The following is a 14,583-nucleotide window of genomic DNA, read 5'->3' as shown; positions in this document are numbered from 1 at the left end:
GTCTTGGCGGAGTCAAGCAGATTTCCCTCCGTCATTCCTGCGAAGGCGGGAATCCACGGCACCGGCTCGCTACGACCCGCCAAACGCCAAACTGGATTCCCGCTTTCGCGGGAATGACGCCCATAACACCGAACCACGTTAGCCACAAATCTGTCGCGCACCCGAAAAAGCCCTCCGACCAGGGCCAGGGCAAAGTCGCCAGAAACGTAACGTCCCCGATGGAGGCCGAAAAGGGGATCAAGGGTTTTTCGGGTCAATGACGGAGGCCTGCCATGGCCATCTGCATCATCCCACATGGCACCTTGGAAGGCAGTGGTCTCTTGGCGTGCTCGTATACGTGATTTCGTAGGACACTCGCGGCCGAGCCGCCGGCCCTGGTGCTGCGGGTGCGCGCCGGCAAGGAGTGACCCGCGTCGCCCGGGAGTAGACCTGCGGGCGGCCAGCCGCGCGCGGCAGCTGGTTCTACCGGGCAGGCGGGCGGCGGGTGAACCAGGCGTAGAACGGTAAGCCAGTTGCTGCCACCGCCAGCGCGATCGCACATTCCTTGGGACGGCCGTGCAGCATTGATACGGCGATGGCGGCGTTGGCGATCAGGTAGAGAGCGGGGACGAACGGATAACCCCAGGCACGGTACGGGCGCCGGCGCAGCGGCCGGCGCTGCCGCAGGGTGTATAGCGCCGCGGTGTCGGCCATGGTCGCCAGCACGATGGCGAAGGTGGTGTAGTCGAGCACGCTGGGGAAGCGCTGCAGCATGACGATCAGAGCGATCGCCGTCACGGCCTGTGCGGCGATAGCCACGTGTGGGGTGCGGTTGGTGGCGTGCACCCGATGCACGCCGGCGAAGAAGCGGCCGTCGAGCGCCATGGCATAAGCGATGCGCGGGCCGACCAGAATGGTGGCGTTGAGGCAGCCCACCACCGAGGCCAACACCAGCGCGGCCATGATCGTGCCTCCCGCTTCGCCGAACAGCACGCGTGCGGCCGCCTCACCGACCCGCACTTCGCCGCGCAGCTGCTCCACCGGTAAGGCGTAGAGGTACACGCCATTGATCAGCAAGTAGATTGCCGTGCACAGTGCCAGACCGATGAACAGCGAGCGCGGGACGTTGCGGCCCGGCTCGCGAATCTCGCTGGCCACGTACACCGAGGCATTCCAACCCAGGTACGAAAACAGAATCGGCGACAAGGCCAAGCCGAAGCTGACCAGGGGGACGCCGGTGGCCGGGGCCGGCGCGGCGAGATGGCCGAGACTGCCGTGGCCGAGCAGCGGGCCGAGCAGCGCCAGACCTACCAGCGCGGCGATCTTGACGTAGCCGGTCACGTTGTTGAAGCGCGCTCCCGCGCGCACGCCGGCGTAATTGACCCACGAGGTCACGGCGGTGATCGCGATCGCCGCGCTCATCTTCCCCCCCGGGCCGAGCACGACGAAACGCTCCAGCCCCTCGGCGAACCCCGCCGCCAGCGTGGCCACCGTGCCGGCGTAGATGACGAAGAAGGACAGCCAGCCCACCAGAAAACCGGCGGCCGGGTGGTAGGCTTCGCGCAGATAGACGTAGTCGCCGCCCGCGTGCGGATACATCGCGCCGAGCTCGGCGTTGGCCAGCGCACCGGCGAGCGAGAGCAAGCCTCCCACCAGCCACGCCGCCATGCACAGCCCCGGGTGCGGCAGCGCCTCGGCCACCGTACCGGGCGTGAGGAAGATGCCGACCCCGATCACCGAGGAGACCACCAGCATGGTCGCGTCGGTCAGTGACAGCTGGCGTACCAGGCGATCGAGCGGGTGGCGATCGAGATCAGCTCCCTGCGGGTTCTCCATCGGGCGCGTTCCGCTGGCTGCGGTTTCGGTGTCGATTCACCCCGGGGACCCGAAGCGCCGCTTGAGGATCAGCACCATGATGGTGAAGAAGGTGCGTAAGGTTTGGTCACGCTCTTTCATGCCCTTGCGGCGGATGTGGAAGCTGACCGGAATCTCGATGATGCGCTTGCGGCACTTCAGGGTCTCCACCAGCATCTCGACCGCAGACTCCGGGCCGCTGGCGCACAGGTGCGGCCGGATCAGCCGGTAGGTGGAACTCCACAGCGCGCGGTAGACACAGCCGACGTCGGTGAAGCGCGGCTCGTAGCTCCACCACACCGCTTCCAAGAACTTGGCCAGCGCCACGTGGGCGAAGCGCACCACCCCGCGCATGTTGCTGCCCTGCTGAATGAGTTGGCGAGTGGTGCGCGTGCCGACGACGAAATCGGCGTCCTTCAAGTACTCGAGGAACTTGGGGACATCTCCCGGCGTGAACGAGCCGTCGGAGTACGCTGAGAAAAGAATGTCCGCCTCGGCGGCGTCCAAGCCCGCGCGCAGCATGTCGCCGTATTGGCCGGACGGTGCCACCACGCAGTGGGCGCCGTGTGCGGCCTCGGCGGGAAAGTCGACGCCGGGCGGGAGCACCAGGACCAGCTGGCAAAACCGGTGCAAAGCGCCGAAGTCCGCCAGTGTGCGGATGGTGTCGGGCACCGAGCCCTTCATGAGCAACACCATGGCCAGCGAGCGGCTCTCGAAATGGCGGCAGCGGACGAGATAACTGGCCAGATTCAGCTCGTCGCGATCGTTGATGTTGACGTAGCGCCCGTGCAGGTAGAAGGGCAGCACACGGGCGCCGTTGTGGCAGAGCCGGCCAAGGATGCTGACCGGATCGTTAGGCTCGCCGCCGGTCGAGGCCAGCGCGGCCTCGAGGTGGTCGTAGAATTCCGGGCTGAACACGAAGGTACCCAGCCCGAGCAAGGCCTCGCCCGGCTCCTTAGGCTTCTCGACGATGCGGCGGATGAGCCCGTCCTCGACGTGGACGGCGTAGTTCTTCGAGATCTGCTCGGGGGCATTGGTGGCGACCACGGCGCAGGTGGCAAGCGCGTTGCGGTAGTCGCTGGCCAGGAGTTCTTCGTGGTTGGAGCCGAGATAGCACTCGTCCGCCAAGATCACGCAGAAGTGCTCGTTCACGTATGGCCGAGACAGCAGGATGGAGTAAGAGAGGCCCTTGTCGATGGCATCGTTCTCGACGTAGCGCAGGCGCACGCCGAAGCGCGCGCCGTCGCCGAAGTAATTGCGGATCGCCGCGCCGAAATTGCCGATGATGATGACGATCTCACTGATGCGCAGCTGATCGCGCATGATCTCGATCACGCGCTGGAGGTTGGGCTCGCCGGCGACTTCCAGCATGCTCTTGGGAATACCCTTGGTGTAGGGATAGGCCCGGGTGCCACGCCCGGCCGCGGGAATCACGCCAATCATCTTCGTCACAATAAGTTTGATAGGGGCGGCCGCAGCGGGCGCCGCAAGACCGAAAAGCGCAGCCAGTAGACCGCGATGTACCAGATGTACTTCAGAGTTTCCGGGATGTGCCGCATCTTCGAGACCCCGCGCGCGCGGGGTGTGTAAGTAACCGGGAGCTCCGCAATCGTGTACCCGCTGTGCGCCAGCTGCACCCCCAGCTCGATCACGTGCTCGAACCCGTTCTGGGTCAGCGCCAAGCCCGCGAGCGCCTCCCGGCGCAGCCCCTTCATCCCGGTATAGAAATCACTCGTGCGCTGGTGGAACAACCAGTTAAATACGCCGCTGATGACGCGGTTGCCCGCGCGCCGAAACCGCGGCATGTCCGGTGGGCGCTCGCCGAGGAAGCGTGAGGTGTAGACCACCGCGTGGCGCTCGAGTGCCGCAAGCAGGTCCGGGATCGCCTCGGGCGGATATTCGAGGTCGGCGTCGATGATGATAAGGCGATCGGCGTTCGAGGCCGCGATGCCGTCGCGAATCGAAGCACCGTAACCCTCGTTGCGGGCGTGGCGAATGAGGCGAATGCCAGGGCAGCGCCCCAGCAGCTCGACCGTGCGATCGGTGGAAGCGTTATCGACAAAGATGAGCGCCTCGGCCAAGCCGAGACCGGCGATGCGGGCGTAGAACTCTTCCACGCAGGCTTCTTCGTTGAACACCGGCACGATGATATCAAGCGGCTTCGTCATAGATACGCACGTCCACCCCGATCGCCGAAACGCTGCCGGCGGCGTGCGGGGGCGCGCTTGACGCGGTAATCGCGCCTGCGTAGAGAGGGCCACCGGCGGCGGTTGCGGGTGAGTTCACCACGGCCATAGTTGATCCCAGACAGCACAGTTCGACTCTAGCAATGTTGCGTGCAGCCCACAAAGCGGTGTCCGTGAGCGTCGGCCTGCTGCTGTTGGCGGTGTCGGTGGCGATCAGCTGGGGCGGGCTCGGGCTCAAGCCGCCGCCGCGGGCGACGGTGCCGCTCGGCGGCGACGTCGCCCCGTACACCTTCGCGCTGCTGGTGCTGCTGCCAGCCGGCCTGCTGGTGCTTGCGGCCGGTCTCAACCAAAGCGTGCGTCGGACCGCACATCACCTGCGGCGCCACCCGCGCGACGCCATCGTGGTGTGCGCCGGACTGGGCGTGCTGGCTTTGAGCCTTGTTCCCTCGGGCGCACAGGGGCGCAGCATGATCCTGTATCTGGCCTACGCCAGCACCGGCTTGACGTTGGTCCTGATCGGCGTTTGGCCGGCGCTGCTCCGTTCCACCGCGGTCCCGATAGAGCGGGGGCTCGACGGTTTGCACCAACTGCGGCCGGGCGTGTTTCTGGCCGCGGTGTTTCTGCTCGTATTCATCCCCGCAAATCTGGCTTCGTATTTCCTGTTCGAGCACATTCCCCACGTGCAGGACAGCATTTCGCAGGTATTCCAGGCGATTCTGTTCGCGCACGGCCGCGTCTCGCTCCAACCCCCGCCGCATCCGGAGTTCTTCGAGCAGACGTTCGTGCTGAGCAACCCGCGCTGGTACTCGATGTATCCGCCGGGGCACGCCGCGGTGTTGGCGCTGGGGGCCTGGCTGGGTACCCCGTGGCTGATCAATCCCGTGCTCGGCGGACTGACCGCGATCGCGATCTACTGCGCCGGCAAGGAGATCTACGGGGAGACCACCGGGCGACTTGCTGCCGGGCTGGTAGCGGTGTCGCCGTTTGTGATTTTCATGTCGGCGGAATTCATGAATCACAGCAGCTCGCTGTTGTTCATGAGCCTGTTCCTACTCGGCTTCGCGCGCACGGTACGCACGCAAGCACCGCGGAGTGCGCTGTTGGCCGGGTTGGCTCTGGGAGCGGCGACGTGCGTACGGCCACTGAGCGGGCTGGCTCTGGCCTTGCCCTTTATCCTCTACGCCTTGTGGTTGGCGGTGCGCGCGCCGCGGCGGTTCTTGCCGCCGTTCGTCCTGGTAGCGGCGGCCGGCTGCCTGCCGCTGGCAGGGTTTCTGCTTTACAATTACGCGGCCACCGGCAGCATGTTCACAACCGGTTATGCCAGTGCCGGCCACGGGCTCGGCTTCGGCCGCAGCGGCTGGGGTCCGTCGCATGCGCCGGCGCGGGCGGTAGTTCATGCCTTGCTCGAGGTCAATGCCCTACACAAGCTGCTCTTCGAGTGGCCGATTCCGTCGCTGGTGTTCTTGTGCGCGCTGTTTGTCGGCCGCCGCCGCCAAGCCTGGGACTGGCTGCTACTGGCCTCCTGGGCGACACTGATGGTGGCCTACTTCTTTTACTGGTTTCAGCACGTCTGCCTGGGCCCGCGCTACGAGTTCGAAGCCGTGGCCGCGCTGGTGCTGTTGGCCGCGCGTGGTCTGCAGAGCGTCCCCGAGCTGCTGCGGGACCGCTTAGGCGTGGCGGCCTCCCCACAACGCGTGCGGCAGGCGCTGGCGCTGATCGTCGGGCTCTGTGTTCTCACCATGCTGAGCGTGAACCTGTTGCCGCTGGTTTGGCTTTACGGCGACAGTTACTGGATGGTGAATGCCGCGGTCTACCGCACGGTCCGCCAGCAACAGCTCGACGACGCGCTCGTGTTCGTGAACTCGAACTACAGCGCGACCTTTCTCGGTAACTTCGAGTCCGGGCTCGAACTTAAGGGGCCGGTAATCTACGCCCGCAACCTGGCCGGAGCCGGGCCGGCCCTAATGCCGATGTTTGCTAACCGCCGCTACTACTTGGCGGATGGGCCGCGGCTGACCGAAGTGCACCACGCCGACGAGTTGCTGGCGGCCCAAATGCGGAAGTGGCCGGGGGATTGGCAGAGCGAAGATTGCGGCGCCGAGCGCGGCGCTGGGCTGGTGCGCGCGTATGGCGGCAAGCGCAGTGTGCTGCGCACGTATTCCGCTGCCGGCGCCGCCCCGTGCCGGCTCACGCGCACCGTGACGGTGGAGCGCGGCCGGCCGGCGGCTTTGCTGCTTTCGGTGACGGCGGCGGAGCAGCCGCCGGGCGATTGGCAGCTGCGGGTGTTCGTCGATGATGATCTCATCGCTCAGCACACGGTCAGCCTGTCGGGCGGGACGCGCTGGCAGCAGTGGCGCCACGATCTTGCCCCTTATGCCGGGCGTCGGGTCACGCTTCGATTGGAGCATCAGCCGCTGGGCGAGCCGCTGGCGCCGGGCTATTGGGCGGCGGCGCAAGTGCTGTCGGGGACGATGGGCACCCTGGCCGGCACGGATAACGGGCCGTCAGGGCCTGAGACCGAAGAGCCGTAGCGCCGGGCGGTTATTTCTCTGCTGCCGGCAGCGTGCGGCGAAAGCTCAAGGCAGCACGTACGTGCCGGAGTTTATCGCGCATCCGCTGTTCCATCACCGTGGCGCTGCGGTCGGTGAAGGCCAGGTTGTAAATCGTGCGCCAGATCCGCTGTGGGCGCAGCAGGTACGACAGCGCCGTGAACACCAACAACCCGAGCATCCGGTACAGATACAGCTCTAGCCGCCCCACGCGATCACAAAACGAACGCCGCGGCGGCGATAGACTGCCGGTGGAAAAGGTCGCCAAGGTTTCGAAGTACTCGTCGCTCAACCGAACCTTGCCGCGTTGCAGCAAGCCGGCAAACAACTCCGTGCCGGGGTAAGGTTGGAACGGGTAGAGCGGCGCCTCGTCGACACCGAGCCAAGCCAGTTTGATCATCTGCCAGAGCGTGCGCAGAATCTGCCCGCGGGTTTCGTGCGGAAAGCCGATGATCAGGTTGGCGCGGATCACGATGCCTTGGCGAATCGCGCTGCGGATCGACTGCTCCATACGATCGAGCTTGATCTTCTTCTTGATCAGCTTCAGCGTCTCCGCCGAGCCGCTCTCCGGGGCGTAGACCAAGTACTTGCAGCCGGCGCGCGCGATCCACGACAGCGCCTCGTCATCCAGCGCTTCGCTGCGCGTGCCCGAGGGCAGGCTCCAGTCCAAGCGAATGCCCCGCTCGGCCATCAGGCCGCAGAACGCCACGATCCAATCCTTCTTGATGATGGCGGTCAGGTCGTAGAACTGTAGCCCGGTGATGTCGTACTTGCGGCGATACTTCTCGATCTCAGCCAGCACGTTCTCGGGCGAGCGGATCGAGTAACGCGTCGTCCACATCGCCGCGTTGGAGCAGAAGGTGCACTGATACGGGCAGCCGCGCGAAGCCATGATCGGCATGTTGCGGCCGAAGCTGGCCCCGAAGCTGATGTTCTCGGCCAAGTAGGGATCAATCGGGAAGAGTTCCCAGTCCGGCCAAGGAATCTCATCGACATTGCGGATGCGGCCGCGGGGGGCCGAACGATTGAGCTCGCCGTTGCGCAGGTAGACGAGGCCCGCTACCCGTGACGGGTCGCCGCCGCCCGCCACCGTACGGCAGAACTCGGTCATGGTTTCTTCGCCCTCGCCGGTGGCGATGTAGTCGATCGCCGGGCAATCGCGCAGGCAGTACTCGGACAGCGCGGTGCAATGCTCGCCGCCCGCGATCAGTACCACCTCGGGCAGGCGCTGCTTGATCGCCAGCATCAACGCCCGGTGATAGGTCCACTCGTGCGAGAACATCGCCGACACGCCGACCACCTTGGTTGCCGGGTCGATCTGCTCAACCACTTCTTGGATGCTGATCCCGTTCGCTTGCAGTTCGCTGCCGGGAATCCTCTCGACCCGGTCGAGCGCCTGCCCCGTGGCATCGACACCCTGAAGCTCGAAGCCGGCCGCTTTGAGCGACCCGGCCAGGTAGGCAAGTCCGATCGGCGGCGTGGGCTCGTTGTTCACACTGCCCTGCGGCGACACCAGCGCGCCGCGCACCAGGCACACTTTCATCGCGGTAACCTGGCGGTCGGTAGCGGAACCCGAAATGTCGCTGGTTGCCTGTGTGACCATGGGTGGTGCTGCCTCCTCAGAGCCCCGAATGCGGTTCGATGGAAACGTGTCAACCGTATTTCACCAGCTACGGTGAGTCAATTGAATTACGATTGGGAACTTCGCCGTTGCGGCTGGCATCAGCAGCAGCGGCGGCCCCGGGGCGAGTGACGTCTACCGGCACGCCCCAGGCATCGCTGATAGCGCTAAGCGCACGCTCGACCTCGACGCGCTCCGCTATCCCGGCTTGGCGCGCGGCTTCGGCGAAACCGGCAATCAGCCCGCCGGCGCGGTCGTAGAAATCGGGGTAGGCCTCGATCAGGACGTGACCATCGGGTAACGCCGCCAATTTTATCGGTTCGTAGACCACCCACACCGGGGTGCCGTTGGGCGCCTCGTTGAACAGCCGCTCAACATCGCCGGGACGCAACCGGATGCAGCCGTGAGTGGCGAACTTCCCGACACTCCAGGGCGCATTGGTGCCGTGGAGGCCGTAATCACCGGCGGACAGCTGCAACCAGTACTCGCCCAGCGGGTTGTCCGGCCCAGGCGGGACCTTGGTCTTCACCGCCTCACCGCGCTCGCGCATCTCAGCTTGGATCGAGGGCGGCACATGCCAAGTCGGCTTGCGCCGCCTGGTGATTATCTTGAAACGACCCGGCGGGGTCTCCCAGTCGGCTTTGCCCACGGCGACCGGGAACTGGGCTACTAGCTGCTTGGCCTTGAACCAGTAAAGCATGCGCTCGGCGATGTTGATGACCAGGCCATCGTCAAGCTTGGCCGGTACGATGCGCCGGTTCGATAGAATCAGCTCCTGCCCGATACGCAGCCGGCGCGGGTCGGCGAGCCGGTTGACGGCAGCGGCCGTTGCCACTTTCATCCCGTGTCTCTTGGCCACCCGCTCCAAGGAATCCCCCGCCTGCACCCGGTAGCGGACTTCCTCGCCCACGACCTCGGGATAAACCGGCAGGGTGGCGGACTCGGCAACCGCTCCGGCCGCCATCGTCAGCCATAGCGCCGCAACCATCGCCTTAGCGTACTGGTGAGATTCCACGTTGATTCCCCGACCGCTAGCAGCCGGCCCGGGTGCCTCTGGCACGCTGGCAGGAAGAGGTCAAGCCGAGCGATCACCCGTCACGCAATCGTCAGTATCGGCGATTCCGATACGTCTAGAACGTGCACGGCCGGCACGGAAAGACGCATCACACCTGACCCATCAGTGGCGGCGTGCGTTCGGTGCCGTTGCCATGGTCCTTGGCACGGCCAATGCTCTGGATTTGGGTCAGAGAAGGACGCGGTGATGATCAAGCTAACATGGCTCCCGAATTGGCGTGCGTACGTGGTCAGGCTCAACGGCCAGGTTGTCGGGATGATCTGCTGCAAGGTACCGCTGCCGTTTCGCGGCGCGGTTGAGTTCGCATAACAGACGCTGGGGCAACAGCGCGCAGGGAAACAGGCAAGGAGACTTCCATGAAGACGCGGCCGTATCGCTCAACGATGTTGGAGTTGGTGCAAACGATCCAAGATTACTGCGGCTCGGACGACGAGGTGGTTGCCGTGATCGCCCACATGCTGCGCAGCGGCCGGGTGGTCTTGACCGGAAACTTCGCCCGCAGGCACCGCGCCGCGCTCGCGGCGTAGTTGAAGCTTCACACAGTCCCGCCAAACGGACGGGGTCCGGACTCACCTCCGGCCCTGTCCGCCCTCCTCTCCCCATTTCGTCATTTCGGATTAACCCAAGACCCTCCTTCGTCCTCGGGGTGGTCGGGGTGAGGGGCTCGTGCGTTGGCATCACGGCGATCGGAAGTAGGGCTACGAACACAGGTGATCGAAGCAAATGAGTCGAAGATCCTGGCGGCGAAGTGCAGCGCGCGGTTTGCCAGGTACTCTTGCATCGGCGCCGTAGCGCTCGGCGATCTGTCTCACCGCTGCCAATAGATCGCCGACGGCACCGCTGGCCTGAAAGTGCCGGTACGCTCCACGCAATTCCTTGACGACCACCGATGCCATTGGCCTACTGAGGAATCGGATCGCCGCGAGCGCATCCTGGCGCTCGATCTCCGGGCGATTCATGAAACCCTGAATCGTCGTGGCCACAGTCTGCTGGAGTGGGTCAACCGTCTTCGGTGCTTCCTCCAGTGCCTGCTGCGCCTGGTAAGAGTGGAGGATGTGTTCGATTACCTTCTCTTGCACCTCGAAGACCTCGTAGTCGCCGATGACACGCGGAGTGTCGCGATCGCACGCGATCAGATTGGCGATGAGGTGGCGGTTGTCGAGGATCCGTTTGTCGGCCGCGTCGTAGTAACGCCAGAAGTGTAGCTTGCCCGCGCCGTCGGGCGCCGGCGCCTGGAAGTAGAAGAACAGGCCCTTCGCCCGCGGCTTGGCCAGCCCCGAGTGAATCCCGTCCGGAAACGCCTCAAGGCGCTCGCGGCCTTCGGCGCCGAGCACGGCGCGCAGCGACTGAAGCAGGAATTCGTTGCTCGCCAACTCGGTGAACTGCTCCTCCTCCTCGATCACCGTACCGTCCTCATCGCGGATGCGGCGCAGGGTGTTGAAGTTGCGCGGATGCACGACTTCCCCCAGCACGCTGGCGTCGAGGAAGCCGGCCTGGTCGATGGCGGCGATGCGCTGCGAGAGCCGCTCAACCAGTTTGAGTAGTCGCTCCAGTCCGGCCTCGGGAAACATGTTGTGGATGAAGAGGGTCTCGAACTCAGTGCCGATGCGGTCGATGCGCCCGGCGCGCTGCACCATGCGGGTCGGATTCCAGTGCAGGTCGTAGTTGATGAGATGGGCACAGTCCTGCAGGTTCTGGCCTTCCGACAGCACGTCGGTCGAGATCACGATGTCGATCTCCCTGTCGGTGCCGACGATGTCGGCGCACTTGTTCGCGCGCGGCGCAAAGCCATCGACGATGGCGCGGCGCTCCTTGGCATCGGCTCCACTATCCATCCGCCGGATGAGCGGATCGCCGATGCGCGAGAGAAATTCCTTGCTGCTCTCACCCGCCAGCTCGCGATACAGGTAGCGGGCGGTGTCCTTGTAGTAAGTGAACACCAGCAGCTTCTGCCCAACAAGCCGACCTTCGAGTAATGTCTTCAAGGCCCGCAGCTTGGCGTCGCGTTCGGGCGTAATGTCGCGCACTCGGTGCCACACCTCGGTCAAGGCGTCGATGTCGTGCTGCACGGCGTCGTGCAGCTTACGGAGATCGAACTGGGAGGTATCGATCAGTTCCAGCTCGTTCAGGATAGCCTTGGCTTCTTCCGACGCATCGAGCGCGTCGGCAAGCGACGATGGCGTCGCGTCATCCTCCTCGTCTTCGCGAGCGACGAAGCGGGCCAGCCGGTGAAAGTCGGTGCTACGGACGAGCTTGCCGTCGAGCAGGTACGACTCGAACGTCTTCGCGAATTCCAGGGCCCGCCGAACGCTGATGCGAAACGCGTCGACGCTCGACTCGAATCGCTTGAGGTAGCGCGACTTGAAAATGCCGACGAGGGCTTCTTGGCGGCCGACCTCGAACTCGTCCTTCGCGACATCCTGTTTCTTGTACGTTTCAAGGCTGTACGGCGCGAGGTGCAGGTTCTCGATCGCCGCGACGATCTTTTCGTAGATGCCACCATACGTCGCCTCGAGGTCGTACCGTTCCGTGCGGAGCTGTCGTTCCGGAAAGCGAATCTTCTCGCCGCGGATCGTTGCTTCGGGATACGCCTTCCGAATGAACGGGCGGGTGCGCCGGCAACAGCAGATTGAACAGCGCAATCGCTGCGGTGCCGGCGCGCGAGTCACGCCGCGCTTGCAGGAAGTACCGGTGCACATCGCCGATGCCAGCCGCGGCGAAGTAGCTGCGATCGCCACGCGTGAACAGCGCGAGCTGATAGTAGAGATCGAACAGGTCGTTGTTGATCGGCGTGGCAGTGAGCAGGATCAGCTTCTTGCGTCCGCCGTCGCGTCCGCGGCCGCCGTTGAGGCCAATGAGGCGCTCCAAGTTCTGGTAGCGCTGGGCATTGCGGTTGCGGAAGTTGTGCGACTCATCGATCAGGATCACATCAGCGTCACTGCAGTGTTCGACGGGGAAGTCGAGTTGGCCCAGCTCTTCTTGCGACACGACAACCGCCGGGATCGTCGCGTCCTGCAGCTCCTTCTCCCACATATCGCGCAGTGAAGCGGGGCAGATCACGAGCGCTTGTTGGCGCATGTGGTAGGCAAAGTCTTCGAGCAGCTTCTTGCCGATCCAGGTCTTGCCCAGCCCCACCGAATCGGCGATCATCACGCCGTCGTAGCGCGCCAGGATCTTGCGCGCCTTCTTGACCGCGTCTTCCTGGAACTCCGCGAGATCAACTGCGGATCGAAGCGACGGCTGCTGCTCCGCATCGAGGTCGTCCTTGAAGTACTCGTACAGTGCCTTGAGGTAGATCTCGTACGGCGTGTACTCGTACGCGCCGAACTTGGAGGTCTCGAGGAGTTCGATCAGCTCGTCCTTGAAGTCGCGCGACGCGCCCCACTGTCGCTCGAACCATTCGTCGAGGTCGGCAATGGCCCGTGCGCCGACGCTCGATTTCAGGCGCTGCCGCTCCTCGAATTCGGCTCGGTGCGCAGGCACAGAGGCCTGCGCCAGCAACCCGGATTGCTTTGGTGGGGCAGGCGTCCCTGCCTGCCATCCCGACTCCAAATCATCCAGCACCTCGTCCTCGCTGAGCCGCGCTTTGTGGGCGAGATTCAACTCCTTGTTCGTTGTGAGACCGGGCGCGGTGAAGTTGCTCGACCCGACGATGCCCGCGACCGGCTGGAACCGATCCCAGCCGTGCGACAGCGAGTCGTTGTAGAACAGGTAGCACTTCGCGTGCAGGAAGCCCTCTTCGTACAGCCGCAGCGCGACGGGTTCGCGGCGAAGGAAGCGGGTGAAGTCCTCGATCAGTCGCAGCGTCGGCTCCGAAAACGGCTCGCGCTCGAGATCGCCGCGAATGCGGGCGGCCAGCACCTTGGCGTTGGGGCGCAAGCCGATCTGCTCGCCGGTGTGCGGCTCGGCACCGAGGAGCAAGCGGAAATTGCCGAGGGCTTCGAGGCCCTCGCGCAGCATACCGAAGGCCGACACGGTGAAGTACGCGGTGGCGATGTCGAGCGACTTGCCCGCGTGTTCGCCGAGCAACCCACGCAACACGTCAACGAGGACGTGCGTCTGGTTGTCGATGACGTAGGGGATCTTCACGACTCGGTGGCTCTCCCGCACTCGCCCTGCAAATTCAAGCGCGTCGCCGACGCAACGTGCCGAGATCCTTGGCAGTCAACCTTTGAGTGCGCAGATAGCGGCGGATGCGGCCGAGGAACCTTCGCGCTCGACGGCACTCGGCGTCGGCGTCGTCGGTCGAAAACGAACTTTCCACGTCGTAGTCGGCAGTCAGGCGATCATCCAGGCTTTCAACCAGAAGAGCGGACCACTCGCGCTCAATCGTTCCCGGCCGGATCAGGTGCAAACCGAACAATCGCTTGATGGCGGCGTGGCTGTCGGCGCTCACGTCGTGCACGGCCAATGCTGCCTTGGCCGCGTGAAGAGCGGCGTAGTACGCACGCGACACCGCATCCGCTTCGAAGCCTTCTGCTGCCAGCAGCTCAGAAGCGTGCAGCGATTCGACGGCGCGACGCCACTCCGCCAGTACCATCGCGCGGTTCATCGGATCGCAATCGCATCCCGTTCCACTGCACGCCGGAAGAACGACCCGCTCTGCCTCCGCGCCTCCCATTCTTCTTCTGTGTACACCACGATCGACGGCAGGACATCGGAAGTGGAAGCCAGCCGATAGCCGATGCGGCGGAGGTCCCGCTTGCGCGCTTGCCAGCGGTTGTCCACGATGAGCACGACATCAAGATCCGAGTCACGGGTCGCCTCACCGCGCGCTTTGGAGCCGTAGATGAGGAATTGCTTGACGGCGTCCGGGCATTGGGCAGCGAGCGCCACACGATAGGCGTCGAGCCACGCTTGATCGTTCGACGTGAGGCGCGCGGCGTCGTACCCACCAGCCGGCCGACCGCCGTCTTCCTCCTCGAGAAGCGGCGCGATCATTTCGTCGTAGCCACTGTCGTCGGCCATCCACTCTCGGAGAAGTGCCGCGGCCTTGCGATAACGCGCGGATCGCGAGAGTCGCTTGGCGGGTGCCAGGGCCGCGCCGCGCCGCGCCGGTTTCGATGCCCGTGGAGTGACGGTCTCAGCGGGCGAGGCAGGTTCTGCCACCACGGACGGTTTGACTACCGCCGGATTCGGATATCGCTTTGGCGCCCTGTGCCGCATCATGAATCGCTCCCACCCGCGCGGAGTAGATTAAATTCGTCTTCGTCCTGCATGCGGGCTCCCCCCTTACAATAAAACCCTACCACCTGCCGACCGAGCTGACCCTGCCCGACTTGTGGCCTCTGGACACGGAGGTTGGATTGCGGTAGACGT

The 14,583-nt window shown here is 64.7% G+C and carries 9 protein-coding genes and 1 pseudogene; 2 read left to right on the top strand and 8 right to left on the bottom strand.

Annotation, left to right across the window (positions count from 1 at the left end; genetic code table 11):
* Positions 1–462: 462 nt before the first annotated feature.
* The 3 genes from HY699_04185 to HY699_04175 are packed head-to-tail and all read right to left on the bottom strand — an operon-like array spanning position 463 to position 4,001.
* A complete protein-coding gene (locus HY699_04185) occupies positions 463–1,815 on the bottom strand; it encodes an APC family permease (GenBank protein ID MBI4514999.1) in 1,353 nt (450 codons plus the stop codon).
* Between the two features lie 36 nt (positions 1,816–1,851).
* Positions 1,852–3,285, bottom strand: coding sequence for an NTP transferase domain-containing protein (locus HY699_04180; GenBank protein MBI4514998.1), 1,434 nt, complete (start codon positions 3,283–3,285; stop codon positions 1,852–1,854).
* Positions 3,282–4,001: a glycosyltransferase family 2 protein gene (locus HY699_04175; protein ID MBI4514997.1), complete on the bottom strand. Its 720-nt coding sequence runs from the start codon at positions 3,999–4,001 to the stop codon at positions 3,282–3,284. Before HY699_04175 ends, HY699_04180 begins: the two co-directional genes overlap by 4 nt.
* A 191-nt stretch (positions 4,002–4,192) precedes the next feature.
* Between HY699_04175 and HY699_04170 the strand changes: the two genes are divergently transcribed.
* Positions 4,193–6,550: a glycosyltransferase family 39 protein gene (locus tag HY699_04170; GenBank protein ID MBI4514996.1), complete on the top strand. Its 2,358-nt coding sequence runs from the start codon at positions 4,193–4,195 to the stop codon at positions 6,548–6,550.
* 10 nt (positions 6,551–6,560) lie between these two features.
* Here the strand turns inward: HY699_04170 and HY699_04165 are convergent, their stop codons facing one another.
* Both HY699_04165 and HY699_04160 read right to left on the bottom strand, forming a co-directional pair.
* Positions 6,561–8,171: a radical SAM protein gene (locus tag HY699_04165; protein ID MBI4514995.1), complete on the bottom strand. Its 1,611-nt coding sequence runs from the start codon at positions 8,169–8,171 to the stop codon at positions 6,561–6,563.
* Positions 8,172–8,238: 67 nt separating this feature from the next.
* Positions 8,239–9,204 (bottom strand): L,D-transpeptidase family protein, encoded by a 966-nt coding sequence (locus tag HY699_04160; GenBank protein MBI4514994.1) that lies wholly within the window; start codon positions 9,202–9,204, stop codon positions 8,239–8,241.
* Positions 9,205–9,620: 416 nt separating this feature from the next.
* Between HY699_04160 and HY699_04155 the strand changes: the two genes are divergently transcribed.
* A complete protein-coding gene (locus tag HY699_04155) occupies positions 9,621–9,791 on the top strand; it encodes a hypothetical protein (protein MBI4514993.1) in 171 nt (56 codons plus the stop codon).
* Between the two features lie 171 nt (positions 9,792–9,962).
* Here HY699_04155 and HY699_04150 read toward each other — a convergent pair.
* The 3 genes and pseudogenes from HY699_04150 to HY699_04140 all read right to left on the bottom strand — a co-directional run bounded on the left by HY699_04150 (position 9,963) and on the right by HY699_04140 (position 14,232).
* Positions 9,963–13,353, bottom strand: a pseudogene (locus HY699_04150) (helicase).
* A gap of 34 nt (positions 13,354–13,387) precedes the next feature.
* Entirely contained in the window at positions 13,388–13,816 is a 429-nt protein-coding gene (locus HY699_04145) for a HEPN domain-containing protein (protein ID MBI4514992.1), read from the bottom strand.
* Positions 13,813–14,232, bottom strand: coding sequence for a nucleotidyltransferase domain-containing protein (locus HY699_04140; protein ID MBI4514991.1), 420 nt, complete (start codon positions 14,230–14,232; stop codon positions 13,813–13,815). Before HY699_04140 ends, HY699_04145 begins: the two co-directional genes overlap by 4 nt.
* Positions 14,233–14,583 lie beyond the last annotated feature (351 nt).

Source organism: Deltaproteobacteria bacterium (genome assembly GCA_016210005.1).
Taxonomy (GTDB): Bacteria; Desulfobacterota; Binatia; order HRBIN30; family JACQVA1; genus JACQVA1.
This window is presented reverse-complemented; position numbering and strand designations above follow the sequence as displayed.